Source organism: Vibrio sp. JZG120 (assembly GCF_053890955.1).
Map to the genome: position 1 here is coordinate 182,313 of NZ_JBSRRK010000008.1, position 25,305 is coordinate 207,617.

The 25,305-nt window shown below is 45.3% G+C and carries 23 protein-coding genes; 6 read left to right on the forward strand and 17 right to left on the reverse strand.

The features are described 5' to 3' along the window. Positions 1 to 215: 215 nt before the first annotated feature. Positions 216 to 1,595 (reverse strand): DNA repair protein RadA, encoded by a 1,380-nt coding sequence (gene radA / locus ACWPOD_RS17045; protein WP_046875036.1) that lies wholly within the window; start codon positions 1,593 to 1,595, stop codon positions 216 to 218. Positions 1,596 to 1,731: 136 nt separating this feature from the next. Here radA and ACWPOD_RS17050 point away from each other — a divergent pair, with 136 nt between their 5' ends. After that, on the forward strand, positions 1,732 to 4,080 hold the full coding sequence (locus ACWPOD_RS17050; protein WP_456232081.1) for a PilZ domain-containing protein: 2,349 nt from the start codon (positions 1,732 to 1,734) through the stop codon (positions 4,078 to 4,080). Positions 4,081 to 4,144: 64 nt separating this feature from the next. On the opposite strand, the gene serB is transcribed toward ACWPOD_RS17050, so the two are convergent. Beyond that, positions 4,145 to 5,125, reverse strand: a complete 981-nt coding sequence (gene serB, locus ACWPOD_RS17055) for a phosphoserine phosphatase (RefSeq protein ID WP_006742382.1) — start codon at positions 5,123 to 5,125, stop codon at positions 4,145 to 4,147. Positions 5,126 to 5,216: 91 nt separating this feature from the next. Between serB and ACWPOD_RS17060 the strand changes: the two genes are divergently transcribed. Continuing rightward, complete coding sequence (locus ACWPOD_RS17060; protein WP_104969748.1) at positions 5,217 to 5,822, forward strand: YtjB family periplasmic protein; 606 nt, start codon at positions 5,217 to 5,219, stop codon at positions 5,820 to 5,822. A gap of 96 nt (positions 5,823 to 5,918) precedes the next feature. On the opposite strand, the gene deoD is transcribed toward ACWPOD_RS17060, so the two are convergent. The 10 genes from deoD to ACWPOD_RS17110 all read right to left on the reverse strand — a co-directional run bounded on the left by deoD (position 5,919) and on the right by ACWPOD_RS17110 (position 16,047). Next, the gene (gene deoD / locus ACWPOD_RS17065; RefSeq protein ID WP_006742381.1) at positions 5,919 to 6,638 is read right to left on the reverse strand and encodes a purine-nucleoside phosphorylase; all 720 of its coding nucleotides are present in this window, start codon (positions 6,636 to 6,638) and stop codon (positions 5,919 to 5,921) included. A gap of 138 nt (positions 6,639 to 6,776) precedes the next feature. Continuing rightward, a complete protein-coding gene (locus ACWPOD_RS17070; protein WP_085342676.1) occupies positions 6,777 to 7,997 on the reverse strand; it encodes a phosphopentomutase in 1,221 nt (406 codons plus the stop codon). A gap of 68 nt (positions 7,998 to 8,065) precedes the next feature. After that, complete coding sequence (gene deoA, locus ACWPOD_RS17075) at positions 8,066 to 9,394, reverse strand: thymidine phosphorylase (RefSeq protein WP_048625940.1); 1,329 nt, start codon at positions 9,392 to 9,394, stop codon at positions 8,066 to 8,068. A gap of 97 nt (positions 9,395 to 9,491) precedes the next feature. After that, complete coding sequence (gene deoC, locus ACWPOD_RS17080; RefSeq protein ID WP_006742378.1) at positions 9,492 to 10,268, reverse strand: deoxyribose-phosphate aldolase; 777 nt, start codon at positions 10,266 to 10,268, stop codon at positions 9,492 to 9,494. 581 nt (positions 10,269 to 10,849) lie between these two features. Further along, positions 10,850 to 12,133 (reverse strand): NupC/NupG family nucleoside CNT transporter, encoded by a 1,284-nt coding sequence (locus tag ACWPOD_RS17085; RefSeq protein WP_006742377.1) that lies wholly within the window; start codon positions 12,131 to 12,133, stop codon positions 10,850 to 10,852. Positions 12,134 to 12,337: 204 nt separating this feature from the next. Further along, on the reverse strand, positions 12,338 to 13,111 hold the full coding sequence (locus tag ACWPOD_RS17090) for a TatD family hydrolase (RefSeq protein ID WP_145532595.1): 774 nt from the start codon (positions 13,109 to 13,111) through the stop codon (positions 12,338 to 12,340). After that, positions 13,098 to 13,295: a DUF5363 family protein gene (locus tag ACWPOD_RS17095; protein WP_104970908.1), complete on the reverse strand. Its 198-nt coding sequence runs from the start codon at positions 13,293 to 13,295 to the stop codon at positions 13,098 to 13,100. Before ACWPOD_RS17095 ends, ACWPOD_RS17090 begins: the two co-directional genes overlap by 14 nt. A 94-nt stretch (positions 13,296 to 13,389) precedes the next feature. Then, complete coding sequence (prfC, locus tag ACWPOD_RS17100) at positions 13,390 to 14,979, reverse strand: peptide chain release factor 3 (protein ID WP_012841453.1); 1,590 nt, start codon at positions 14,977 to 14,979, stop codon at positions 13,390 to 13,392. Between the two features lie 146 nt (positions 14,980 to 15,125). Continuing rightward, positions 15,126 to 15,581 (reverse strand): ribosomal protein S18-alanine N-acetyltransferase, encoded by a 456-nt coding sequence (rimI, locus tag ACWPOD_RS17105; protein WP_005394641.1) that lies wholly within the window; start codon positions 15,579 to 15,581, stop codon positions 15,126 to 15,128. A gap of 55 nt (positions 15,582 to 15,636) precedes the next feature. Then, entirely contained in the window at positions 15,637 to 16,047 is a 411-nt protein-coding gene (locus tag ACWPOD_RS17110; RefSeq protein ID WP_005394642.1) for a DNA polymerase III subunit psi, read from the reverse strand. 150 nt (positions 16,048 to 16,197) lie between these two features. Here ACWPOD_RS17110 and ACWPOD_RS17115 point away from each other — a divergent pair, with 150 nt between their 5' ends. Beyond that, the gene (locus ACWPOD_RS17115) at positions 16,198 to 16,644 is read left to right on the forward strand and encodes a hypothetical protein (RefSeq protein WP_317419850.1); all 447 of its coding nucleotides are present in this window, start codon (positions 16,198 to 16,200) and stop codon (positions 16,642 to 16,644) included. A gap of 64 nt (positions 16,645 to 16,708) precedes the next feature. Here ACWPOD_RS17115 and ACWPOD_RS17120 read toward each other — a convergent pair whose 3' ends face one another. Both ACWPOD_RS17120 and ubiT read right to left on the reverse strand, forming a co-directional pair. Then, the gene (locus ACWPOD_RS17120; protein WP_012841450.1) at positions 16,709 to 17,212 is read right to left on the reverse strand and encodes a GNAT family N-acetyltransferase; all 504 of its coding nucleotides are present in this window, start codon (positions 17,210 to 17,212) and stop codon (positions 16,709 to 16,711) included. Continuing rightward, positions 17,196 to 17,723: a ubiquinone anaerobic biosynthesis accessory factor UbiT gene (ubiT, locus tag ACWPOD_RS17125; protein WP_456232099.1), complete on the reverse strand. Its 528-nt coding sequence runs from the start codon at positions 17,721 to 17,723 to the stop codon at positions 17,196 to 17,198. Before ubiT ends, ACWPOD_RS17120 begins: the two co-directional genes overlap by 17 nt. Positions 17,724 to 18,086: 363 nt before the next feature. Between ubiT and ACWPOD_RS17130 the strand changes: the two genes are divergently transcribed. The 3 genes from ACWPOD_RS17130 to ACWPOD_RS17140 all read left to right on the forward strand — a co-directional run bounded on the left by ACWPOD_RS17130 (position 18,087) and on the right by ACWPOD_RS17140 (position 22,172). Further along, the gene (locus ACWPOD_RS17130) at positions 18,087 to 20,126 is read left to right on the forward strand and encodes a sensor domain-containing protein (protein ID WP_005394646.1); all 2,040 of its coding nucleotides are present in this window, start codon (positions 18,087 to 18,089) and stop codon (positions 20,124 to 20,126) included. Positions 20,127 to 20,259: 133 nt separating this feature from the next. Then, complete coding sequence (ubiU, locus tag ACWPOD_RS17135; protein WP_456232082.1) at positions 20,260 to 21,273, forward strand: ubiquinone anaerobic biosynthesis protein UbiU; 1,014 nt, start codon at positions 20,260 to 20,262, stop codon at positions 21,271 to 21,273. A gap of 20 nt (positions 21,274 to 21,293) precedes the next feature. Beyond that, complete coding sequence (locus ACWPOD_RS17140) at positions 21,294 to 22,172, forward strand: U32 family peptidase (RefSeq protein WP_041853020.1); 879 nt, start codon at positions 21,294 to 21,296, stop codon at positions 22,170 to 22,172. Positions 22,173 to 22,225: 53 nt separating this feature from the next. Here the strand turns inward: ACWPOD_RS17140 and ACWPOD_RS17145 are convergent, their stop codons facing one another. The 3 genes from ACWPOD_RS17145 to nlpI all read right to left on the reverse strand — a co-directional run bounded on the left by ACWPOD_RS17145 (position 22,226) and on the right by nlpI (position 25,139). After that, complete coding sequence (locus ACWPOD_RS17145) at positions 22,226 to 23,572, reverse strand: MATE family efflux transporter (protein ID WP_161443023.1); 1,347 nt, start codon at positions 23,570 to 23,572, stop codon at positions 22,226 to 22,228. A gap of 124 nt (positions 23,573 to 23,696) precedes the next feature. Continuing rightward, positions 23,697 to 24,119 (reverse strand): MarR family winged helix-turn-helix transcriptional regulator, encoded by a 423-nt coding sequence (locus tag ACWPOD_RS17150; protein WP_005394653.1) that lies wholly within the window; start codon positions 24,117 to 24,119, stop codon positions 23,697 to 23,699. A 99-nt stretch (positions 24,120 to 24,218) separates the two neighbouring features. Further along, positions 24,219 to 25,139 carry a lipoprotein NlpI gene (nlpI, locus tag ACWPOD_RS17155; RefSeq protein ID WP_012841449.1) on the reverse strand — a complete coding sequence of 307 codons (921 nt, stop codon included), beginning with the start codon at positions 25,137 to 25,139 and terminating at the stop codon, positions 24,219 to 24,221. Positions 25,140 to 25,305 lie beyond the last annotated feature (166 nt).

Consider the following 25,305-nt stretch of genomic DNA (forward strand, 5'->3'; position numbering starts at 1 on the left):
TGTCTTACTCTGTTAATAAGGTATAAAGTGCGCGCAGAGTATATCACATTCTGTCAATACTGATACCCTTGCGTGCGGATGGAAGAAAAAAAATTTTAACGTGAAATTTCCGTCCCCAAAGCATAGTCAAACACAGCAATTTATGTACTTTATTCGCATTTTATTGAGGACGGATAGAACAGTTTGTGATTCCACAAATACCATTCTTATGAGCATTACAGCTCGTCAAAAGCCTCTATGGCTTCCGACAATTTCTTAACGCCGTGAATTTGCATGCCAGGAATGCCGCCTTTCGGCATGTTGGCTGCAGGCACAATGGCTTTCTTGAAACCATGTTTGAACGCTTCATTCAAACGTTCTTGCCCACTTGGCACAGGACGGATTTCGCCTGCAAGCCCGACCTCACCAAAAATAACCACATCTTTGGGTAGTGGACGGTCACGAAAACTCGATAAAAGCGCCATAACTAACGCAAGATCGGCACTCGTCTCCGTCACCTTAACACCGCCAACCACATTAACAAAGACATCTTGGTCTGCCATTTGTAAGCCACCATGCTTATGCAACACAGCGAGCAAAAGTGATAAGCGGTTCTGCTCCAAACCGACCGCAACACGGCGAGGGTTTGCCAATTGCGAGTAATCCACCAACGCTTGAATCTCTACTAATAGAGGACGCGTACCTTCCCACACGACCATAACAGAAGAACCTGATGTTTCTTCTTCACCACGAGAAAGGAAAATCGCGGATGGGTTACTCACTTCTTTCAACCCTTGGCCTGTCATTGCAAAAACACCGAGCTCATTCACAGCGCCAAAGCGGTTTTTATGACTACGCAATGTGCGAAAGCGGCTATCAGTACCACCATCAAGCAGCACTGAACAGTCTATAATGTGCTCAAGAACTTTAGGGCCCGCAAGGGTACCATCTTTTGTTACGTGACCAACAATAAATACCGCGACGTTATTCTGTTTTGCGTATCGTGTCAGAGCAGTCGCAGATTCACGTACTTGAGCAACACTGCCCGGTGACGATTGAACATCTGAAACGTGCATTACCTGAATCGAGTCAATCACCATAATGCGAGGTTGCTCTTTTTCGGCAATTTGGCAAATTTTGTCGACGTTTGTTTCCGATAACATCTTTAAGTGCTCTTTCGGCAAGCCCAGTCGAGAAGCTCGCATTGCTACCTGCTGCAACGATTCTTCACCTGTTACATAGAGCGTTGGCATTTGCGCAGACAAACTACACATGGTTTGCAGCAGCAAGGTGGATTTACCCGCGCCAGGATTACCACCAATCAAAATAGCAGCGCCGGGTACAACGCCCCCACCTAATACGCGGTCAAGTTCTTTAAACCCACTGGTGAAGCGTGGCACTTCCTGCAGATCAATTTCGGATAACGTTTGAACTGTTGCTTCTGTTGCGGAACCCGCGTAGCCGGATAAACGTTCATTACGAGCAACCGTTGGCGATGCAGCGATACGGACTTCTGTTATCGTATTCCACGAACCACATGCGTTACACTGCCCCTGCCAACGGGGAAAATCCGCGCCACAATCATTACAAACATACGCTCGTTTTGCTTTCGCCATGATGCCTCGATTTTTTCTACAAATGTGACTAAGCACAGCCAAGTCAGACCTTAACTGAAATGAACTATTGATATACTTAAGTTTTACTTCGCTTAGCCGATACAATTTAAAGTAACGACATACTCTAACAGAAATAATGCAGCAATCTGAAATTCTCTCGATCGCAGAACGACTCATTCCCGTTTACGGTTCGGATGACTTTGACTTTGTCCTTGGCCAATTGACCGAGGAAGAGCCGCCTTCGGCCAAAATCTTAGTGAAAATGGAACTTAACCGCTTGATGGCTCCGTGCAAAAAAAGCATCGATCTGCGCGGTCGCGTCCAAGGTGAATGTCGCGAGTATATTTTGGATGGTATTCCACATTGGTTAGATGACGTTGCTTTCAACGCTTACCATAAAAACATCAAAAAGTTTGGCGGCTACACTGAGGGAATGTGGGAAGCTTTGGTCAACACACGGAATAACTTTCGCGTAATGAGCAAACGTCTTACTCAACAAAAAACGCAATCGTTAACGGATCCTAAAAGCCCTTTCTTAGCAGAGCCCGTTCACCTCGGCTATGACTTAAAGCGCCAAGAAAAGCGCTTGAAAGTCCAATCTCAAGTCGAGATTTGCCGATCTAAAGGGCAACTTCTGCATGGGTTAAGCATTGACTTATCCTGCTCTGGCGCAAAGTTCAAAGTCCCAAGTGCGTTTAAATATAACCTTGGGGAGATTATTCAGGTCACGTTTACTGAGTTTGCCAGCAAATCTCAGGTTGCCGGTATCGAGAAACCGCTGGCGTACCGCATACTTGCGGTCGATGACTGTTACGAGAATGACTCAGTTCGATACCTCAGAACCATACGTTTAACTGAAACCAATGTCGTTACTCGAGTGATCGATGAAGCGCTCAACAGCGCAGCGAAAAGAGCTCGTCACGATAATCAAGATAAGATCATTCGAGCTCGAACTCGTGGTTATGAGCACATCGCGCTTAAGCACACCAGCAGCTTACCCCTATTCTTTGATGGCAGTGAGCTGAAACTCGCTATGTTGACGCCAAACAATCAAAAGCTTTGGCAGTACTGGCATGATGAAAGGAACCAGCAAATGTTTGGGTCCTTATTTAATGAGAAGCGAGTCGCGTCACTCATTAAACCTGGCGTTAAAGGCACCACAAACGTCCTTTATTCATTTACTCACGAGCACGAAAACCGAACCTATTTCTATTCGATGCTTCGTCCTGAGGCCACTCGTGAACAACGCCAGCTATTTTGGCATTTAGGTGCTAAACGTGAAAGTTGGCGCGCGTTTAGAATTTCGATATTTGAACTGTCAGAGCAAGAACAGGAAGACTTAGCCGCTTTCTCTCCGGAGTTAGCTGAAACGTCCCAATCATTGACTCACATTGGCATCTTGCAAGAAATTGCTGACGAAAAATCAGGGCAGGATTATCTGCTCACTGAAAAGCCGCGCTTACCCGCAAATACGTTAAATGCATTTCGCCATCCGAGAAGAATTATAGGCAACCCGAAAGGCATTTATTTTGATGCCAAGTCTCGTCGTAAAGAGCCACGTTACCGATTTAAGACCCCAATAGAACTGCGTTCTGGGCCCGTCACAGCGATCGGCAGCACCGTCGATATTTCAAAGCGAGGGCTCGGCATTAAACTGGACGAACCTACCATGTTGCGCTCTGGGCAAGAGGTTCAGGTCAACTTTCGAGAGTTACAACTCTACGACAAAAAGCTGCCTTTAACGTCGGTGCCATACCGGGTAATTCGTGTTAGCCCAGATGGCTGTAGCGTACAGTTAGTTATTGATGAAAGCAGCCACACCATTAAAGTGATCGCCTTTTTCAACAGCATTATCGAACACAATCAAGATAAGTTGATCCCGCAAAAAGAGATGCTACCGAGTAATGCGTTACTTGAAAGACTGCACAGCATGTTGCTCTCTCGAACTCTGAGCACACCCATTTTTATCAGTAAAACAGCGTCGTCTTCAATCAAAACCCCCATTATTGGGGTGAATTTGCCGCTACCTAAGCACATTGAGCTTTTTGCACGCCTTGGGCACGATCAATTGTTGTCACTTGAACCTATCTTTAAAGGTCGAACAAGCACATTAATCGCAGAGCCGATAAAGCGTGTAGAGGGAGCTAAAGCAAGGCATCAGGATATTTACATTAGCGCAGCCAAAGTCGGCAATAAAATTACAGGCATTGAGTCTAAGCTTCATCAAGAGTTCAACAGCGTAAAAGAACGGATTCAATTTATAAAGAAAGCGCGAATGATGGGTGACTTCTACGTGATTCGCTTATCTACAGCCCCAATTTTCGATCCGATGACATCGTTGCTGCAACAAGATTTAAGTGACTTAACCCAATTTGGTGTACATCAAGCGAGCAAATTAGAAAAGGAGCTGACCGCTTTGGTCGGTTACAGTGAGTTTGAAGACATTACGGAAGAGGTTGTAATTAGATTGGAGTTAACCGAGTAAATTTAGAGCCATACTAAGTCAACGAAAAACACCGCCAGAAAGGCGGTGTTTTTGAATGGATAAATTAAGGTTTTGCTTTCCAGCTGACCTTTTGCTGCTTCACCAGTGCACCAGATAAAATACAGAGCACACCGCCTAAGCCTGCAAATCGAATCGCAGATTGCGCTTGAGCTTCCACTTTAGGTTTTGCGTGGTACGCGATACCTAAGCCCGCCACCGACATCATCACAAGATCGTTAGCGCCATCACCGACAGCAACCGTGTTGTGCTGCTCAATTTCGTATTCATCCGCCAACTCCACCAGGATATCTGACTTCATCTGCGCGGTAACCACATCGCCAAGTACGTTCCCCGTGAGCTTACCATTAATGATTTCCAACTGATTAGAGCGAGCAAAATCTAAATCGACTTTATCTTTGATGTAGTCCGAGAAGTAAGTAAAACCACCGGAAGCAATCGCTGTTTTCCAACCTAGTGCTTTTAACGTTGCGATTAACGCTTCAAAGTCCGGCATAAATGGCAATTGGGAACGAACTTGTTCAAGAATTGACTCATCAGCTCCTTTGAGCTTGCCTACGCGTTGACGCAAGCTTTGCTCAAAATCCAGTTCACCTTGCATCGCACGTTCAGTAACTTCTGCCACCTCATCCCCGACTCCGGCCAATTTTGCGATTTCATCAATACACTCTATCTGGATTGCCGTTGAGTCCATGTCAAATACAATCAACCCTTGGGTTGAGAGATCTGGAACTTCATTAAGCGAGGCGTAATCCAAGTTGAGGCTTTGTAAGATCGTTTCGTGTTGAGGGGTCAACTCTCCTGCCATCAAGGCGACTTCATATTGGCCAACTTTCCACGTTTCTAACACGGGGTTGTAGACACCTGTGAAGAAATCAATGTCTTCAAAATGACGTGGCGAAAGGTATTCTGCAAACACTATCCAGTTTGCTTTTGCTTTATCTAGTTGGGAGGCAAATCGAGTCTCGGGTAATCGTTTTAAAAGTGTCGTATGTTTTCTGATAGGCAAGCTTTTTGACGCGTCCATGTATATAATCCCTTATGACTTTGCTAAAACGTTACCTCAACAAACTAAAAAGGCAAGTCTTTGTTTTATTTTAAATGGATGAGTAAAGAGCATGAGTGAATCCTTGTTCTCAGTAAGGAATGCCCTAAGAATTCTGGCACTAATCCTACTGTGTGTGATGTTGTTTATCACGATCAAAAACAGTGTTGTGATCAGTAAGGGCAACGAGAAAATTCAAGCACAGCAGCTTGAGACACTCACCAAAGTTTTGATTTCACAGGCGTCTCTTTCTGCCAGTGAAATGATTTTGACCAAAGATCAAGAACGCTTACTTAAGCTGACAAACCAGCTAGCACAAGACCGTTTGGTGTTTGATGCGACAATATATGATGCACAAGGCGTACGTTTAGCGTCTAGTGAAGATGCGCTATCGGTACGCGAAGTTTTAGGCTTAGACACGCCTTTGGCAACAGCTTCCATTGGCCGCCAGCAGTTGGTTGAACCAGTATTTGCCGATGAAGCACTCATCGGTTTTGTTCGCGTTACCTTTGAGACAGGTCGTGTAACCGCGATTTCTGACCACCACTATCGTAAAAGTGATCGCTACATGTACATGATGGTGCTAATGAGTTTTGTGTGCGGCATGTTATTCATTATGATTTTACGTAGACAGCCTATCCGCCGTAAAAAAACGCAAAACCTACTGCTAACCAAATAGTCAGTCGGTAATCGCATCTAATACAAAAACAGCCCGCATTGTGCGGGCTGTTCTTTTAGTTCTTAATGTCAAGAAACTAAGATGACTCTTTGTCGCTTATTCTTCATCGCCTAGCAATACTGAATCTAGTGCGATTAGCATCATGTCGTTGAATGTTGTTTGACGCTCATCAGAAGTTGTTTGCTCACCCGTTTTGATGTGATCTGAAACCGTACAGATTGTCAGAGCTTTTGCACCGTATTCTGCCGCTACGCCGTAAATACCCGCCGCTTCCATTTCAACACCAACAATGCCGTACTTGTCCATTACGTCGAACATTTCTGGATCTGGCGTGTAGAAAAGCTCCGCTGAAAATAGGTTACCGACTTTCACATCAATGCCACGTGCTTTTGCTGCGTCTTCTGCCGCGCGAACCATTTTGTAGTCTGCGATTGCTGCAAAGTCATGACCTTTAAAACGGATACGGTTCACTTTAGAATCCGTACACGCGCCCATGCCGATCACAACATCACGCACTTTGATGTCTTCGTTTACTGCGCCACAGCTACCAACACGGATAATTTTCTTCACGCCGAAGTCTTTAATTAGCTCCGTTGCGTAAATCGAGCATGATGGGATACCCATACCGTGGCCCATTACCGAGATCTTACGGCCTTTGTATGTGCCTGTGTAACCGAACATATTACGCACATCACACACTTGCACAACGTCTTCAAGGAAGGTTTCTGCGATGTATTTTGCACGTAGCGGGTCACCCGGCATCAGTACGACGTCTGCGAATGCACCCATTTCAGCATTGATATGTGGAGTTGCCATTTTCTTTTCCTTAACCTTTCTCTAGCGCTCCGCGCTTAAGGCGATATAAGCCAGAGTATTCTCATTTCCGACAAGCAGTACTTGCATACTGCAAACATAAAACTAGGAGCATTCAGCTCCTAGTTTTCAATATCCTAATTATAGGAAATTCTTACCGTAATCCATTGGAGAAGTACCGAAGTAGCTCGCCAATGTTTGGCCGATGTCTGCGAATGTTTCGCGGCGGCCAAGAGAGCCTGCTGGCACTTTTTGACCGTAAACCAATACTGGGATGTGCTCACGAGTATGGTCAGTACCTGGCCATGTTGGATCACAGCCGTGGTCTGCTGTTAGGATAAGCACGTCATCTTCACCCATCAGTTCTAGCACTTCATTGATGCGACCATCAAAGTACTCAAGCGCTGCAGCGTAACCCGCCACATCACGACGGTGACCGTAAGCTGAATCGAAGTCGACGAAGTTAGTGAATACGATGGTGTTATCACCCGCTTCTTTGATCGCTTCTTTCGTTGCTTCAAATAGTGCTGGAATGCCTGTTGCTTTGGTTTTCTTAGTGATCCCACAACCAGCATAAATATCTGAAATCTTACCGATGGAATGAACCTGACCGCCCTTCTCATCAACTAACTTTTGTAAGATAGTCGCTGATGGTGGCTCTACAGATAGGTCACGACGATTACCCGTACGCTCAAATTGACCTTTACCCGGGCCAATGAATGGGCGCGCGATTACACGGCCGATGTTGTAATCTTCTAGTTCTTCACGCGCAATTTGGCAAAGCTCTAGTAAACGGTCTAGACCGAATGTCTCTTCGTGACAGGCGATTTGGAATACAGAGTCCGCAGAGGTGTAGAAGATTGGCTGCCCAGTCTTCATATGCTCTTCACCCAAGTCATCAAGAACTTGAGTACCAGATGCGTGGCAGTTACCTAGGAAACCGTCAAGACCCGCGCGCTCAAGGATGCGATCCGTCAGCTCTTTAGGGAAGCTGTTTGATTTGTCTGTGAAGTAACCCCAGTCAAACAGAACAGGAACACCTGCGATTTCCCAGTGACCAGACGGCGTATCTTTACCAGAAGAAAGCTCTGCGGCGTGACCGTACGCACCAATGATTTCTGCATCTGCGTCTAGGCCAGGTGCGAAGCGACCTGTTGACTCTTTATGTGCCATTGCCAAACCTAACTTAGATAGGTTTGGAAGGCGTAGTGCGCCTTGACGTTGGTCGTTATCTGCTAAGCCTTTTTCACATTGTTCTGCGATGTGGCCTAGTGTGTCTGAACCTACATCACCAAATTTCTCAGCGTCAGCGGTTGCACCAATACCGAATGAGTCTAGTACTAAAATAAATGCTCTTTTCATTGCTCGTTCCTTAGGCCCACTCGGCTTTTTATTATGGTTGAGTAGGCCTTGTGTAATTACTTGTTCTATTAAATATCTTCTGCACGAATTTGGCGGTAAACCTCTGGAGTTGGTGTGTACTCACCACCTACTTTGATTGCACTGCGCAGTGCTTTTGCCGCTTCTTCCCACTGCTCTTCGCTGCGAGCGTGGATAACGGCAAGAGGTTTATCGCTATCTGCAACTTCACCCAAGCGGATGAACTCGTCGAAACCTACGGCATAGTCGATTTCATCAGTAGCAACACGGCGACCACCACCCATAGCAACGACAGCCATGCCAATAGCACGCGTGTCCATCGCTGAAACAATGCCCGTTTCCGTCGCGTAAACTGGCTTGATAATTTCCGCTTTTTCTAGGTAGTTATCGTAGTTTTCTACGAAGTCTGCTGGGCCGCCAAGACCAGCAACCATCTTGCCGAAGCATGCTGCTGCTTTGCCGTTGTCTAGTGCTTCCATCAATTTCGCACGTGCGTCTTCTGTGTTCTCAGCCAGTTTGCCAAGTACCAGCATTTCTGCACAAGAAGCCATGGTGACTTCAAGTAGGCGTGGGTTACGGTATTCACCCGTTAGGAAGCGAACCGCTTCACGAACTTCCACCGCATTACCTGCCGAAGAGGCCAATACTTGGTTCATGTCTGTCAGGATTGCAGTGGTCTTAGTACCCGCACCGTTTGCTACTGCAACGATTGATTTTGCTAGCTCTTCAGACGCTTCGTAAGTTGGCATGAATGCACCAGAGCCGACTTTAACGTCCATCACTAGCGACTCCAGACCCGCCGCCAATTTCTTAGAAAGAATGGAAGCCGTGATCAGAGAAATGTTGTCTACGGTTGCGGTAATATCACGAGTCGCGTAAACACGCTTATCCGCTGGAGCAAGGTCACCTGTTTGACCGATGATCGCCACACCAGCGTCTTTAGTTACTTGCCCAAACACATCGTTGCTTGGTGTGATGTTGTAGCCTGGAATAGACTCAAGCTTATCTAGCGTACCGCCTGTGTGGCCAAGACCACGGCCAGAGATCATTGGTACGAAACCGCCACATGCTGCCACCATAGGGCCAAGCATCAAAGACGTTACGTCACCCACACCGCCAGTAGAGTGTTTGTCGACAATTGGGCCACCAAAGTTCATGTGGCTCCAGTCGATAACCATGCCCGAATCACGCATTGCACACGTTAGGGCGATGCGCTCATCCATGGTCATTTCATTGAAGAAAATCGTCATAGCAAACGCCGCGATCTGACCTTCAGATACGGTGTTATTTGCTACGCCTTGAATAAAGAAGTTGATTTCGTCTGCGGTAAGTACTTCACCGTCACGTTTTTTACGAATGATTTCTTGTGGTAAATACATTAGTGCCTCCCATGCTCTCAGTGAGCCATGGTTAAGTAGGATAGAAGAGGTTTGGTAGCACCCGTTTAGGTGCTACCGTTCAGACATATTATTGGGATTAGTACGCTGCTGGATCAGCAGTTTCGTCTGTCACTTCTAATGTATTTAGTAGGTTAGTTAGCAGGCTAGACGCACCGAAACGGTAGTGACGGGCATCAACCCAGTTGTCACCTAGGATTTCGTCAGCCATTGCTAGGTATGCAGCTGCGTCTTCAGCAGTGCGCACACCACCTGCTGGTTTGAAACCAACAGTTTCTGCAACACCCATGTCGCGAATAACTTCAAGCATCATGCGTGCGTATTCTGGTGTTGCGTTTACTGGCACTTTACCAGTTGAAGTTTTAATGAAGTCAGCACCTGCTTCAATACAGATTTGAGATGCTTTCTTGATTAGTGCTTCTTCTTTTAGTTCACCCGTTTCGATGATCACTTTAAGAAGAATATCACCACAAGCCTCTTTACATTGCTTAACTAGTTCGAAGCCTACTTTCTCATCACCCGCCATTAGCGCGCGGTATGGGAAAACAACGTCAACTTCGTCTGCACCGTAAGCAACCGCCGCTTTTGTTTCAGCAACAGCGATTTCGATGTCGTCGTTACCGTGTGGGAAGTTCGTTACTGTTGCAATGCGAACCTCTGGCGTACCTTGCTCACGAAGTGTCTTCTTAGCAATAGGAATAAAGCGAGGGTAAATACAAATTGCAGCTGTGTTGCCTACTGCTGTTTTCGCGTCATGACATAATGAAATCACTTTTGCATCAGTGTCATCGTCATTCAACGTAGTTAGGTCCATAAGTTTAAGTGCACGTAGCGCTGCTGCTTTTAAATCGCTCATTTCTATCTCCGATCAATATTCAAAAAATTCACTACTCAGCCTTACATCACGTCTCTAACTATAATCAACAAGTCGAGACAATGTGAGTAAATGGCTAAACAGTCTATTAATGAACGGACTTGGTTCCCTGAAGACTCGGCATATACAGCGAAAATTTCATATGCCAATTGCTATCCTTGTCACCGCACAGTACCAGTTTGGCCTATGGCACAACAATCTATGATTGCGGTGTCTTTAATATCACATCACACAGCAAAACGCCTATTAGATCTGATATTGCTGGGCAAGTCATTTGCCCATTGATTATGTAATATTCATTACGTGATTAAGTATCAACCTTAACCACTATCCTGTGATTAATACATTATAGAGTTTCACCGCAAAACTGTAGCACCAAATAGAGCGCAAACGGTTTGTATCTCAAAATTTCCTAGCCCCTATTCCATCGGCTGCGTAACTCCTAGACTGAGGTCGACACCCGGTGAGATTTTAGAGCCCGAAAAACGAAAAATGCCCCGCAGCAATCTCTTGCTACAGGGCATGATGTAAAACGGCGTCTATATATTAAGAACCGATTCTAATTATAGTGCTGCAAGGCTTAAGCAGAAGCCTGCAATTGTCGCTGCCATAAGGTTAGACAACGTACCTGCAAGCACAGCTTTAACACCCATGCGAGCGATGTCACTACGACGGTTTGGTGCAAGGCTACCTAGACCACCAAGTAGAATCGCGATAGAAGAAAGGTTCGCGAAACCACATAGTGCGAATGAGATGATAGCTGTTGTCTTCTCAGACATTACTTCACCAGTTGCCGCGATTACTTGAGCGTTTTCACCTAGGTATGGTGTGAAGTTCAAGTAAGCAACGAATTCGTTCACTACGATTTTCTGACCGATGAATGAACCAGCAGTTACTGCTTCAGCCCATGGAACACCGATTAGGAATGCTAGTGGAGAGAATGCGTAACCTAGGATTAGCTCTAGCGTTAGTTCTGGCATGCCGAACCAACCACCGATGCCACCTAGCATACCGTTGATCAGCGCGATTAGACCAACGAATGCGATTAACATTGCACCTACGTTAAGCGCAAGTTGTAGACCAGAAGCCGCACCGCCCGCTGCTGCGTCGATTACGTTTACTGGTTTGTCGTCGCCGCCGTCCATCGCTTCTTCGATACTTTCGTGAGGCTGGTCAGTCTCTGGGTGAAGGATTTTAGCGAATAGTAGACCACCTGGTGCCGCCATAAATGATGCTGCTACTAGGTACTCTAGTGGAACCCCCATTGAAGCGTAGCCCGCTAGTACACCACCAGCAACAGAAGCTAGACCACCACACATTACCGCGAATAGCTCTGATTGAGTCATTTTTGGAACGAATGGACGAACAACTAGAGGTGCTTCTGTTTGACCTACGAAAATGTTTGCTGCTGCTGACATTGATTCCGCACGTGAAGTGCCCAGCGCTTTTTGTAGTGCGCCACCAAGAATCTTGATAACCCATTGCATAACGCCAATGTAGTAAAGAACTGAAATCAGTGCAGAGAAGAAGATCAGTGTAGGAAGAACACGGAATGCGAAGATGAAACCGCCGCCGCCGAATACTTCGAACATCTTGTCAGAAACAAGACCACCGAACAGGAATGATGAACCATCGTTACCGTAGTTGATAACGTTAGAAACACCTGAAGAGAAACCGTTTAGTAGATCACGGCCCCAAGGTACATACAGAACAAATGCACCTAATGCGAATTGGATAGCGAATGCGCCACCCACAGTTCTTAGATTGATAGCTTTTCGGTTATTAGAAAATGCCACTGCAATCGCAAGAAGCACTACCATACCGATTAGGCTCATAAACAGGCTCATAGTTTATGACTTCCTTATAAGTTATTTATTGGCGTGTTACAAAATGGAGCTATAAAGCGGGAGCAATTATACTCATGCAGAATCAATTAAAGTAATGCCAGCCTCACACTTTCCTATAAGATTCATGATTGATTCAGCCAGCTTTGTGAGTTAATTCACAATAAGCAGGAAAACGTTTTCTATTTCAAACCACATCTTTAGATTTTATTCACATATCGAGAAAGCAAAATTGCTATTTTTCCATAACTGAGAAGCAATCGATTGCTTTGAGCCGTTATGCAACTCTACGAGCTCATTAAAGACGTGAATGAGTTTGGCTGGGTGATTCGACTCCCCTTGATATCCAAGTATAGGCATATCCGGTGCATCTGTTTCGATCACGAGATGTTTGAGTGGTAATTTTTGAATTGCGTCGCGCGTTTTCTTCGCTCTTGGGTAGGTGATGGTTCCTCCTACACCGATAAAAAAACCTAATTTGACCCACTCCATTGCTTGCTGATAACTCCCAGAGAAAGCATGTAGCACACCGCCCCGAGGGAGCTTCGCCGCTTTAACCATTTGAATAAGGCGATTGTGCGCTTTTCGGCTATGTAAAATAACTGGGAGTTCGAAGCGTCTAGCCAGTTCAAATTGAACTTCAAGTGTCTTTTCTTGCAACTGTGGGTCAACATCAATGGCAAAATCTAGCCCACACTCTCCTATTGCCACGCACTGGGGAGCATTTTGTTTTAGATAATGTTCCAATTCAGCAAAGTGCTGCTCGACGTTATCTTCAAGAAAATACGGATGAAACCCAAGGGCGTAATACAAATTGGCATGTTGATCTGCCAAGGTTTGAATACGAGCCCAGTTTTGAGGTCCCACTGAAGGAATCAGAATTCTTGTCACGCCTTGCGTTTGAGCTAGCTGAAGTTGATGTGCAAAGTCACCTTGGAATACATCAAAGTCAAAGTGACAATGGGTATCAAAGAGCTTCATCTTGAGACTTTTTATCTGTACCGACAAACTGAGAATCAGAAAATAACAGAGCTTCACTGTTCTCTTCATTTTGATGGGCAGGATCTTTTCGATACGGAACGCAGCTGCGTTTTTGATCGGGCGTTAGTCCCATCTCCTTGCACCAGTCGTCGTAATGCTTCAATCCTCGTTTAAACCAGTTCATATCTCATCCTTATAAAAACGCCCTTGGCTAAGTTTATAGCCAAGGGCGTTTTAAAATCTAGTTTGCGTTAAAGCTTACCCAAACCGCTTTTTGATTAGTGCTCACGCGTCGCACGGAAATCAATATCAGGGAAACGCTCTTTCGCCAAGTTTAAGTTAACCATTGTTGGTGCAATATACGTTAGGTTATCACCACCATCCAATGCTAAGTTTGCTTGGTTCTTACGTTGGAACTCATCCAGTTTCTTCGCATCATCACACTCAACCCAACGCGCAGTTGCAACGTTGATGCCTTCATAAATCGCTTCAACGTTATATTCAGACTTCAAACGAGCCACAACAACATCGAACTGAAGTACACCAACGGCACCAACGATCAGATCGTTGTTTTGTAGTGGACGGAATACCTGTACCGCACCTTCTTCTGATAGTTGCACCAAGCCTTTTAGTAGCTGTTTCTGTTTTAGTGGATCTTTCAGGCGAATACGACGAAACAGCTCCGGGGCGAAGTTCGGAATACCAGAGAATTTCAGTGACTCACCTTGAGTAAAGGTATCACCAATCTGGATAGTACCGTGGTTATGCAGACCAATGATATCACCCGCGTAAGCGTGTTCTGCACGTGAACGGTCACCAGCCATAAAGGTTACTGCATCAGAGATACTCACCTGCTTGCCAAGACGAACGTGGTTCATCTTCATACCCTGCGTGTAAGTACCCGATACAATACGCATGAATGCGATACGGTCACGGTGTTTCGGGTCCATGTTTGCTTGGATCTTGAATACGAAACCAGAGAACTTCTCTTCTGTCGCTTCAACTTCACGCTCAACCGCTTGACGCGTTTTCGGTGCTGGTGCCCACTCTGTTAGACCGTCTAGCATGTGGTCTACACCGAAGTTACCTAATGCGGTACCGAAGTAAACTGGCGTCAGGTCACCTGTTAAGAACATTTCCAAGTCAAACTCAGGGCAAGCACCCATAACAAGCTCAAGCTCTTCTCGAACACTTTCCGCAAGGCCTGCACCGACTTTTTCATCAAGCTCTGGGTTATCTAGACCTTTGATGATTCGAACTTCTTGAATCTCATGACCGTGACCAGATTCGTATAAAATCGTTTCATCACGGTGAATGTGATACACACCTTTAAACTCTTTACCACAGCCGATTGGCCACGTGATAGGCGCACACATCATTCCCAATTCGTTTTCTACTTCGTCCAATACTTCCATTGGATCACGAACGTCACGGTCAAGTTTGTTCATGAAGGTCACGATTGGCGTATCGCGTAGACGGGTTACTTCCATCAGCTTACGAGTACGATCCTCGACACCTTTCGCTGCATCGATAACCATCAAACACGAGTCGACTGCCGTTAGAGTACGATATGTATCTTCCGAGAAGTCTTCGTGTCCAGGAGTATCAAGTAGGTTTACCAGGCAATCATTGTAAGGGAACTGCATCACAGACGTGGTTACCGAGATACCACGTTCCTTTTCCATTTCCATCCAGTCTGATTTTGCGTGCTGTGCATTACCACGACCTTTAACCGTACCTGCTTTTTGAATCGCGTTTCCGAATAAAAGGACTTTTTCAGTAATGGTGGTTTTACCCGCATCCGGGTGAGAAATAATAGCGAACGTTCTACGTTTAGACACTTCGCTTAGAAAAGGTGTATTTGACATGAAACTGGTCTTCTTTGATGTCTGAATGCTTGCTCGAAAAGCAAACACGCTTTTTAGATTCAATATTGCGCGGTATTCTCGCTTATTATTGCCTCAGGGGCAACTGATCGCTTTAGGGGCGACTTCCCTTATGGGGTGCGTTAACGTTAGTGAAAGAAGAGATAACTCATGATGATCGCATCTTCTTTTCCCGTGCCAGTTTTCGCAGGGTAATAGTTATGACGTCGATCAACTTCATTGAATCCAGCTTGTTCATAAATATAAATAGCAGGCTTATTACTCTCTCGCACCTCAAGCCAAGCACTCTCCGCTTTTGATTGCTCACAATGCTCTAAGAACGCATCCAACAGTTTTTGACCATAGCCTTTACCCTGAAGATGCGGCGCGATAGCAATATTCAGCAACGTAACTTCACCGACAATATTCTGCGCATAGAAGTAGCCAATCACCATCTCGCCATCGAGCATCACATGATGACATGCTCCACGGCTGGATAAATCACGTACCAAAGACTCTGCCCACGGATGCGAGTGTGCTTGCTGCTCAATTTGCCAAACTTGATCTAAGTGCTCAGCGCACATTGGTAAGATTTTAGTTGTCATTATTTACCTAGGGGTTCATGTGCAATACCAATTGCAGTAAAACGGGAATTAATGCTTATTTGCTCGAATTGTTGTAAGAACAAATCTGTTGCCAAAGTGCACGTTTTTGTTGGGTATTCCCATCCACATCTTGCAACAATGGCGATGTCAGCGGTTTAGTGTCAGGCAATACTTCGGCTTCACACCCTGCAAACCAAACCCACTCAAGCTCGTGCTGGCCAAGTAATGGAAATCGCTCTGGCTCAATATGTAACGCTTGGTCAAGCGTTAACTTCATACTCTTTAGGATGTTTTCAAACAAAACCGCCGTCTCATTCTCTGGACATACCGGAGAGATCAACAGGAGTTTGCAAGAACTTTGCAAATCGATTTTTGGCGATTGGTAACCTGCCAATCTATCTGGGTGTACCAGCTCCCATGTGCTGATGCCCATTTCGTGTAAATACTGTTTCTCGTTAATTGACATTTTCCGTCACCTATTTGAACGAGGGCAATCCTAACAAATAATCGTGATTATACCTAAAGGACTTCAAGGAACACCTCAATACATTGGAATGATTGAACTGTTCTGCCTATGACAATGGCCACACCGTAGGTATAACATATGAGGTACATTATGAAATTCTTACCTACACTGCTGCTTTGCGCACTGGTAGCCACCACCAGCATGAGTATTTTTGCTAATAGCAGCGATGAGTGGGAGCTGATTGCAACGAAAACCGTCAAATTCCAAACAGAAACGGATACCGTGACACCAAATAGCCTATTCCGAAATCGCAGCTTCAGTAAAATTAAACTGAAATGTGTGCAGGGCACGGTAGACATTAACGACTTAAAAGTCGTGATGACGGACGGTAGTGAGAAAAAGCTAACCTCTATGGGTGTGCTAACAAGTGGATTATCGACTCGTGCATGGAGCCTTCCTGGCTCAAAAGAAGCGAAGCTAAAACAGATTAAAATGACTTACAGCAGTTGGGGCAGCAGAAAACTCAATGTTTTAGGGCTAAGTAAGAAAGCAAAAATAGAGGTTTGGGGTAAGAAGAAAAGTGACCAGTCGTCTTAATCTCCCTATCTCAGTTTTCAATGAACTAAGAAAGAAGCCCACTGAGTTAGTGGGCTTCTTTCATTTACAGTTCAGAGAACTCTGGCGCGTAATCTATGCGTCCGGAGCGTCCGGCACATTGACCTTCGACCAACTCTGCGATACGAAATGCACCTTTAGGAACATCCCAAGCGCATTCGAATCCCATCTCGTCGCATGATTGAAAGCCCTGGCGCGCGTAATAATCAGGATCGCCCAACACCACACACACTGGATAGCCAAAATCACGCAGTGAATCAAAACCTTCTTTGATCAACTCTGCAGCGATGCCTTGGCGACGGTAATCTTCATGAACAGCCAATGGCGCCAGCCCTTGCCACGACAAATCTTCACCATTTAAGGTCACTGGGCTAAATAAAGCATGGCCTATCACCTCTCCCTCATCTGTACACGCGACTAAGGAAAGTGTGAATTTGCTGTTTTCGCGCAAACGCATCACAAGCTTAGCTTCAGCTTCCGTCGGGAAGGCGTGTTTCAATAAGCGGTCAATGGTAAGAATGTCCGCAGGGGCTTCAGTTCGAATAAGCATTCGCTACTCCGGTTGGTTGTGCTGGCGCTTGAACCCCTTTCTGAACAAAATCAGCCAATTGATTCAAAGCGACTTGCATTGCTTTCGGTAACTGCTCTAAGTCGACACTGTCCATTAAGTTTTTCACTTCTAAGCCAAGCTCAGTATCACCTTCAATTGAAAGGCGACGTTGGAAGAACAGTGTGTCAGGGTCTTCTTTACGACCAGCAATCAGTACTAGGTCGTTTAGATTACCACTAAAACTCACATCTTCCTGAACTGGTTTTTCAGCTACCACTAATTTTTCCTCTTGATAGCTGATGTACCATGCTAAGTTCAAGTCTTTAATCGCAACTTTTAACCACTTGTCTTCAAGGAACTCAAAGTCACCATCTTCCAAGGCTTCTTTAAACACCATTTTTAGCCCTTCCAGCAATGCTTTTTGCTGAATTGGCTGTGGTAATAACTGGACTGGAGAACGCAAAATGTTGGCTGCGTTCTTTACTAGTTGACTGCGAATCTTGTTTAACACGTTCATTATCCGTTACTTTGTCATTAGGTTGCCTATATTAAGCAATCGTGGCAATGAGATTACTGTTATGTATCAATAAAGTGCTTATTTTAGATTGGTGGATTATTGTTCACTAACGCTTCTTTTTTTGAAGTTACGTGTATTATTGATGCGAACAGGTGGATAAACACTTTTACAACCGTATTTTCAAAGTTATAGTTATCTGAGCGTATCCATGTGATTGTCGACTGTAAAGTTAAAACCGCGAGCCCTTTAATGGCAAGCGATACTGTGACTTGATAGTAGACCGCCGCAGGCTTATCAGGGTGTCGCTTTTTATACACGGACGAATAATCTGGCTCATTGGAGATCGGTAATACCCTAATGCCTTCCCAGCAATTAAAACATTGGTTTGCCACGCTAACCTCAAATAGCCCTTTCTTCTTTGCCATTCTTGATAAAAAACACAATTATCGAATGGTAAGTGACCGTTACTGCGATATCGCAGGTTTAAGTCATGAGGAAATCATCGGCTTAAACGATTGCCAGGTACTGGGCGAGCAGTTTTATAAAAAGCTGGCGCCCTACTATCAGCGTGCATTCAAAGGAACGCATGTCGAAGCCGAAATCACCCTCGATGAAACCGACCTTGAAACCAGCCTGCACTTTAGTCTGTCACCGGTTTTTGAAGGTAACGAAATTCGCTTTGTCGTTTTTCACGCTGTGGATACTTCAGAAAAGCAGATCCTCGTACGCTCCTTAGAGGAGTCCGAAAGTAAATTTGCGAAATTGACACAACTACTGCCTGACGGTCTGCTGCTTATCGAAGATGACATTATCATCTCTGCCAACCCTGCATCAGCACGCCTTCTGGGACTGAACTCTCCCCATGAGTTGCTAGGCGAGGAGCTCAGCCGTCTATTCATCGATGAAAACAGCAAGAAAGTGTTTAGTCATCGTTTGAGTGCATTAATTTCTGACAAGCCGTTTGTTTGCTTAACCAGCGCGAGATGTGGCTTTGAACGAAAAGTTCAGTTACACGCAGATTCTACGGCGATATTAGGTAGCGAGTCTCAAATCATCTTGATCCAAGACGCTGACGATACACCCAAGAATTTGTCTTCTGCATCGAATGAAGACATACACATTGATTCGCTCACCAAACTCTACAACCGCTTTGGCTTCACCAAACGTTTGGAACAGCTGATCAAAAAGCAAACACCGCTTCTGGTGTTCTATTTGGATATCGATAACTTCAAAAATATTAATGACTCACTTGGTCACCACATTGGCGATAAAGTGATTCAAGAGGTATCGGCCCGTCTTAAACGATTACTGCCAAATCAAGCGATTATTGGTCATTTGGGTGGCGATGAGTTTGGCGTCATTCTGCCAGAACCAGAAAATACCCGCATGGCTGAAATTTTGTCAGATCGCATTATCTCGTTGATCAACCAGCCTTTCGATTTACACCACTTCAGCAAACGCCTTGCGTGCTCAATTGGTAGCGTTCGTTACCCTGAAGACGGGCAAGATGCGCGAATCCTGCTACAAAATGCCGATACTGCGATGTATGAAGCCAAAGATCGTGGCCGAAATCGCCTGATCAAATTTAACGACCAGATGAACAAAGAAGCGCGCATGCGTTTGTGGCTTGAAATCGAACTGCAAAAAGCATTGCAGCAGAACGGTTTGGAGGTGTGGTATCAACCAAAGGTTAACGCGCGTGACTTCAGCATTAACGGTGCCGAAGCGCTCGTTCGTTGGAAACACCCTGTCGAAGGTTACATTAGCCCAGGTTCATTCATTCCTGTCGCCGAGCGTGCAGGGTTAATCGAACACCTTGGACGCGTCGTGATGCGTGATGTTTTCAATACGGTAAAACGTTGGAAACAACAAGGCATACTGCCAGGTCGTGTCGCTATCAACCTCTCTCCCGAGCAATTTGGTAATCCACAGCTGATCGACTTTATGGAAAAGTTACTTCGCACTACCGAGCTTGACCCAAGCTGCATTACCTTCGAGCTAACCGAAAGTGCCGTGATGAGTGATAGCGAACATACACTGCAAATGCTGAATGCGATTAAGAAGCTGGGCTTCGCCCTCTCTATCGATGACTTTGGTACTGGTTACTCTTCCCTTTCCTACTTAGCGCGCTTCCCTATCGACGAGCTGAAAATCGACCGCGCGTTTATTAACGATATCGACACGCTACCCAAACAGGTCACTGTGATTGAAAACATCATTAATCTGGGTAAGTCACTCGACTTGACGGTCGTTGCCGAGGGGGTGGAAACCCACCAGCAAGCTACTTTGCTCTCTAACCTTCAATGTAATGCGATTCAAGGATTCCATTTTTATCGCCCACAGCCAAAACATGAAATTGAAGAGCTGTTTGTACAGAATCGTCGTCACAAGAACTAACCCCGACTCGATACCCTTACTCTCAAGGGGTAAATATCGACTTTATTGAGCTAAACCTAACTTAGGTCAATTTCGCTATTCATAATTCTTCATAAAATGCGGACACCTTTTTATTCTCAATGATTGTGAGCATATGGAACTCTTGTGTCCCGCGGGTAACCTGCCTGCGTTAAAAACTGCGATTGATTGCGGTGCCGATGCCGTCTACATTGGCTTCAAAGATGATACCAACGCCCGTCACTTTGCTGGCCTCAACTTTAACGGCAAAAAGTTAGAAAAAGCGGTGCAATACGTTCACGACCGCGACAAAAAAATTCATGTCGCGTTGAATACCTTCGCTCATCCCAATGGCTTTGAGCGCTGGACGAACGCGGTAGACAATGCAGCGGCATTGGGTGTGGACGCGCTGATTGTTGCAGACATTGCAGTTCTGGAGTATGCAGCTCGCAAATATCCCGATCTGGAACTACATCTTTCAGTGCAAGCATCAGCGACCAACATCGCAGCCATTGATTTTTATAAACAGAACTTCAACGTAAAACGTGTGGTGCTGCCTCGCGTCTTATCGATTCATCAGGTGAAGCAGCTTTCGCGCAACATCACTAGCGATGTCGAGCTAGAAGTCTTTGCTTTTGGTAGCCTTTGTATTATGTCCGAAGGCCGTTGTTATTTGTCATCATACATGACGGGTGAGTCCCCAAACACTGTGGGTGCCTGTTCTCCTGCCAAATACGTTCGTTGGCAAGAAACTGATCAAGGCCTTGAGTCTCGTCTAAATAATATCCTAATTGACCGCTACTGCGCAGGAGAAAACGCAGGCTACCCTACGCTCTGTAAAGGTCGTTTTGAAACAGAAATTGATGGTGAGAAAAAACGCTATCATGCTCTGGAAGAACCAACCAGTTTGAACACCCTTTCGATGCTGCCAGAACTGTTTGCCGCTAATGTCGCATCTGTAAAAATTGAAGGGCGCCAACGCAGCCCAGCTTACGTAGAGCAAGTCACTCGAACATGGCGAGCCGCGATCGATCGCTACCAAGCCACCCCAGAAGCTTACCAAGTTGAAGCCGCATGGGATGCGACGCTCGCAAATGTGTCGGAAGGAACGCAAACCACCTTAGGTGCTTACCACCGTAAATGGCAGTAGAGGTTAAGATGGATAACTCAATGAAATACGCACTTGGCCCACTACTCTATTTTTGGCCAAAACAAGATGTAGAAGCCTTCTACCAACAAGCAAAACAAAGCTCTGCAGACATTATTTACCTGGGTGAATCGGTTTGCTCTAAACGCAGAGAAATGAAATCAGCCCACTGGTTGGAAATCGCTAAAGACTTATCTGCCTCTGGCAAGCAAGTCGTTATCTCTACGATGGCGCTACTGGAAGCACCGAGTGAAGTAAACATCATGAAGAAGTACATCAATAACGGTGACTTCGCCATTGAGGCTAATGACGTATCGGCGGTTCAATTAGCATCAGAGCATAAAGTGCCTTTCGTCGTTGGTCCTGCAATCAATACTTATAACGCACACACGCTCAACTTATTTTTGAAGCAAGGTATGGTTCGCTGGTGTATGCCTGTCGAGCTCTCTCGCGAATGGTTAAACGATACTTTAGTTCAGTGTGACGAGCTTGGTATTCGTAACAAGTTTGAAGTTGAGGTATTTAGCCACGGTTATTTACCTTTAGCGTATTCCGCTCGCTGTTTCACAGCCCGAGCTGAAAACCGAGCGAAAGACGATTGCGAAACCTGCTGTATCAAATACCCAACAGGAATCCAGGTCAGTAGCCAAGAAGGGCAAGAAGTCTTTAACCTTAACGGTATTCAAACACAATCAGGGTATTGTTATAACCTGATCAATGACTTACCAAGCATGCAAGGGCTAGTTGATGTGGTCCGCTTAAGCCCTCTCGGTGTGAGTACACTTTCTGAGTTAGAGCATTTTCGCTCAAACGAGCATGGCGACAACCCTGAAAAACTCGAAAGCCGCCAATGCAATGGCTATTGGCATCAGCTAGCTGGCTTAGAAGTAAAAAACATTTAGCTCTCCAAAAAAGAAAAGCGAGGCCCAACCTCGCTTTTCTCTATCAGCCATTGTTAACAGGCTTGCACTGTTGGCTCAGCCGAAGTTTCGTTTAGCAGCTTTTTCACGTCCCGCCACAACATACTGACCACGACTAAACTCAGCGCAATATTGGACAATGGGAAAGCCAGCCAAATACCTGTCACGCCAAACAGTTTCGGCATAACGAATAAAAACGGCAGTTGAACCAACATGTTGCCTAATGTCACAAACATGGCTTTGCTGCCTTTGTTTACCGATTGGTAGTACGCAGCCGCCACGACTAAAAAGCCATCTAGGAACAACGCAAACATGTGTAAACGAATCCCGATCACCGTGCTATCAATCAACTGTTGATCAGCATTGTTAAACACCGAGACCAACTCGTACGGGAAAAGGTTCATCAAACCAACAAACGCTACACCACCAAGCACAGATGTCCCCATTGCGACTTGCAGTAATTTTCTGACGTTCGCCTGGTTGCGCGCCCCGTGATTGAAACTCACTAGAGGTTGCATACCGTTCGCGATTCCCTCTGCAATTAGATAGTAAACCGTCACGATGTACCCCAAAATGGCGTACGCTCCGATCAACATTGCACTTCCGTACTGAGCAAATAATGCGTTGTGCATTGCCACCATCACAGAGCCGTACGCGTACATAAAGAAGCTAGATGTACCGATCATTATAATCTTTGGTGCAACATCAACTTGAACCTTAAAGTCACTGATTCGAAGGCGTAAGGTCGCTTTTGAAGTAAAGAAGTAACCAATACCAAGCACGGTTACCACCAATTGTGCCAGCGCTGTAGCAATGGCCGCTCCGGTTAACTCCCACCCCAACCAAGCAATAAATACGTAGTCTAATACAATATTAATGACGGCACCGATGACCATCAGCATCGTTGCTAAGTTCGGGCTGTCGTCATTGCGTAAAAGAAATGGAACCGCGATAGAGCCTAGCGTAAATACGCACGCGACAATCAGAATATGCAGATATTGTAGCGCGAGTTCAAACACTCGCCCTTCCGCCCCCTGCCAACGAATAAATTCATCGGAAAAATAGAACAATATGGTAGCAACGACCGGCATCAATATCGCTAACAACCCCAATCCGGTCGTTAAAATACGCTTCGCGCCCTCATGATCGTTTTCTCCTTGCTTAATCGACGTTAGCGCACCAGTCCCCACCCCAATCATCATCCCTATACCGAGGATAGAACCGATGATCGGCCACGCAACATTGATCCCTGCTAATCCGTCAGCACCAACATAACGGCCAATAAAAATGCCATCAACTATTTGATATAAACCGTTCACGAGCATTGCTGCGACGGTTGGAATCGTATATTTCCAAAACTGTCTATAAATTGAGTTTTGCATGACTGCCACCAGTAGTTAGCAAAGCTAACCATTTAATTAGCAAGACTAACTAAATGGTTGAATTAAATAAAAGAAAAATGAAACACCAAAGGCTAATGCGTACAGCGGAGGCCTTTGGTTTAATTTAAAATGACTTATTGCTCAATGCTTTATTCAGTAAAGCTTGTAACTGCTCAGCTTCTTGCTGATTTAATTGTTGCATCATTTGTTCAGAGATATCTTTGTAAACCACCTGCTCCAAAGACATTTTTTCTGCGACTTCTTCTGTCAGCAATACACGCTTAGCACGGGCATCCTCATTACATGCGATGCGTTTCACCAAACCCTTTTTTTCCAAACGAACAACCATTGTCGATGCGGAAGGCTTAGTCACTTGCAACTCTTCTGCAAGATCGGTTATTCGTACACCCTCAGGGTAAACCTGAATCACACGTAAATAATCGAACTCATTAAAGCTTAGATGTGATAACGGATCTTCTTTGGCATAAACACGCCAAGCTTTGGCGCAAAAACGCTCTAAATCAATCAAGCTTTCTTCTAGTGCCATAAAAGCCACCGCCACTTAGTTAGCAAGGCTAACTATTTTAAATGAGTCACTAATCAAGTTCAATCATAAAAAAAGCCGCTCTCATCGAGCGGCTCTAAATCATTCAATTTCCTGCTTCTTAGCAGCCTTTAGCTTGGCCAATCTATCTTGCTGTAATTGATCGTAGATTTGCGCCAATTCCAAGAAAGAATAGCGATGCTCAACATAATCGTAAACGTTGAACGAAATCGCGAGCTTATAAAGTGAGATGGCACTTGCGATATCACCTTCAAGCTGATTACGCTTTCCAAGGTAGAAATACGTTTCCGTCAATCGTTCAGCTAGGCGATAGTTCTCTCTCGTTCCATCCATAATTGCTTTAAGAGCGTCTTCGTCCGAGACGTCTCGTAGCATGATAGCAACAAGAACCCATCCCCACTCTTCACTACGATCTCGTAAATAACGCTGTTGAAGATTGGCTTTTGCTTGCTCTGGATTTTGCTCAGCTTCGATGATGTACAGCCATAATGAACGAAAAGGATCCGTTGGCATTTCTTGATAGTGCTTGGTCATATCTTCTAAAGCGAGATCGATTCGGCCACCGTAATACAGCGCAATCGCACGGTTGCGCTCAGCATAGGTATTATCCGGAGCCAACTCTATGGTCGAATCAAACGCTTCATAAGCCGCGTCAAACTCCCCTACTTGGGTGAAATACACCCCCAAAAGATTGAAGATATCCGGTTGAGCAGGATTCAACTGCAAAGACTGGTTAAAGTCCAAACGGGCAAGATCACGCAAACCAACGCTATCGTAGTAGCTACCGCGCTCATAATGCATTTTAGCGCGTACTTCATCACTGAGATCAGGACGTTGTAGCAACTGCGATAAACGCGCGATTTGTACTTCTTGTTGAACGCTAGGCTGAAGTGGCACCGCCATCGGTGGATATAGCCACTTTTGTGCTGATTGCTGAGAAGTATTTGCACAACCGGTCAGCGCGATAGCAACACATAAACTTGCGGTTTGAAACCATTTCACTAATTGATACTCCTGTTTGGACCGCTCAAAATTTATTTCTCTTAATGCAATATAGGCGATAACCTTGTTTGAGGTTAATGCGTCGAAATAAACCAAAAAAAGGGGAGCGAAAATGCTCCCCTTTTATAACATGCTTTCAGGCCCTTAATCTAATAAAAGGCTGAAA

What these genes read in the sequence shown, in the direction of transcription:
- radA (WP_046875036.1), bottom strand. Translation starts at nt 1,595, where the DNA reads ATGGCGAAAGCAAAACGAGCGTATGTTTGTAATGATTGTGGCGCGGAT.
- ACWPOD_RS17050 (WP_456232081.1), top strand. Translation starts at nt 1,732, where the DNA reads ATGCAGCAATCTGAAATTCTCTCGATCGCAGAACGACTCATTCCCGTT.
- serB (WP_006742382.1), bottom strand. Translation starts at nt 5,125, where the DNA reads ATGGACGCGTCAAAAAGCTTGCCTATCAGAAAACATACGACACTTTTA.
- ACWPOD_RS17060 (WP_104969748.1), top strand. Translation starts at nt 5,217, where the DNA reads ATGAGTGAATCCTTGTTCTCAGTAAGGAATGCCCTAAGAATTCTGGCA.
- deoD (WP_006742381.1), bottom strand. Translation starts at nt 6,638, where the DNA reads ATGGCAACTCCACATATCAATGCTGAAATGGGTGCATTCGCAGACGTC.
- ACWPOD_RS17070 (WP_085342676.1), bottom strand. Translation starts at nt 7,997, where the DNA reads ATGAAAAGAGCATTTATTTTAGTACTAGACTCATTCGGTATTGGTGCA.
- deoA (WP_048625940.1), bottom strand. Translation starts at nt 9,394, where the DNA reads ATGTATTTACCACAAGAAATCATTCGTAAAAAACGTGACGGTGAAGTA.
- deoC (WP_006742378.1), bottom strand. Translation starts at nt 10,268, where the DNA reads ATGAGCGATTTAAAAGCAGCAGCGCTACGTGCACTTAAACTTATGGAC.
- ACWPOD_RS17085 (WP_006742377.1), bottom strand. Translation starts at nt 12,133, where the DNA reads ATGAGCCTGTTTATGAGCCTAATCGGTATGGTAGTGCTTCTTGCGATT.
- ACWPOD_RS17090 (WP_145532595.1), bottom strand. Translation starts at nt 13,111, where the DNA reads ATGAAGCTCTTTGATACCCATTGTCACTTTGACTTTGATGTATTCCAA.
- ACWPOD_RS17095 (WP_104970908.1), bottom strand. Translation starts at nt 13,295, where the DNA reads ATGAACTGGTTTAAACGAGGATTGAAGCATTACGACGACTGGTGCAAG.
- prfC (WP_012841453.1), bottom strand. Translation starts at nt 14,979, where the DNA reads ATGTCAAATACACCTTTTCTAAGCGAAGTGTCTAAACGTAGAACGTTC.
- rimI (WP_005394641.1), bottom strand. Translation starts at nt 15,581, where the DNA reads ATGACAACTAAAATCTTACCAATGTGCGCTGAGCACTTAGATCAAGTT.
- ACWPOD_RS17110 (WP_005394642.1), bottom strand. Translation starts at nt 16,047, where the DNA reads ATGTCAATTAACGAGAAACAGTATTTACACGAAATGGGCATCAGCACA.
- ACWPOD_RS17115 (WP_317419850.1), top strand. Translation starts at nt 16,198, where the DNA reads ATGAAATTCTTACCTACACTGCTGCTTTGCGCACTGGTAGCCACCACC.
- ACWPOD_RS17120 (WP_012841450.1), bottom strand. Translation starts at nt 17,212, where the DNA reads ATGCTTATTCGAACTGAAGCCCCTGCGGACATTCTTACCATTGACCGC.
- ACWPOD_RS17130 (WP_005394646.1), top strand. Translation starts at nt 18,087, where the DNA reads ATGCCTTCCCAGCAATTAAAACATTGGTTTGCCACGCTAACCTCAAAT.
- ubiU (WP_456232082.1), top strand. Translation starts at nt 20,260, where the DNA reads ATGGAACTCTTGTGTCCCGCGGGTAACCTGCCTGCGTTAAAAACTGCG.
- ACWPOD_RS17140 (WP_041853020.1), top strand. Translation starts at nt 21,294, where the DNA reads ATGAAATACGCACTTGGCCCACTACTCTATTTTTGGCCAAAACAAGAT.
- ACWPOD_RS17145 (WP_161443023.1), bottom strand. Translation starts at nt 23,572, where the DNA reads ATGCAAAACTCAATTTATAGACAGTTTTGGAAATATACGATTCCAACC.
- ACWPOD_RS17150 (WP_005394653.1), bottom strand. Translation starts at nt 24,119, where the DNA reads ATGGCACTAGAAGAAAGCTTGATTGATTTAGAGCGTTTTTGCGCCAAA.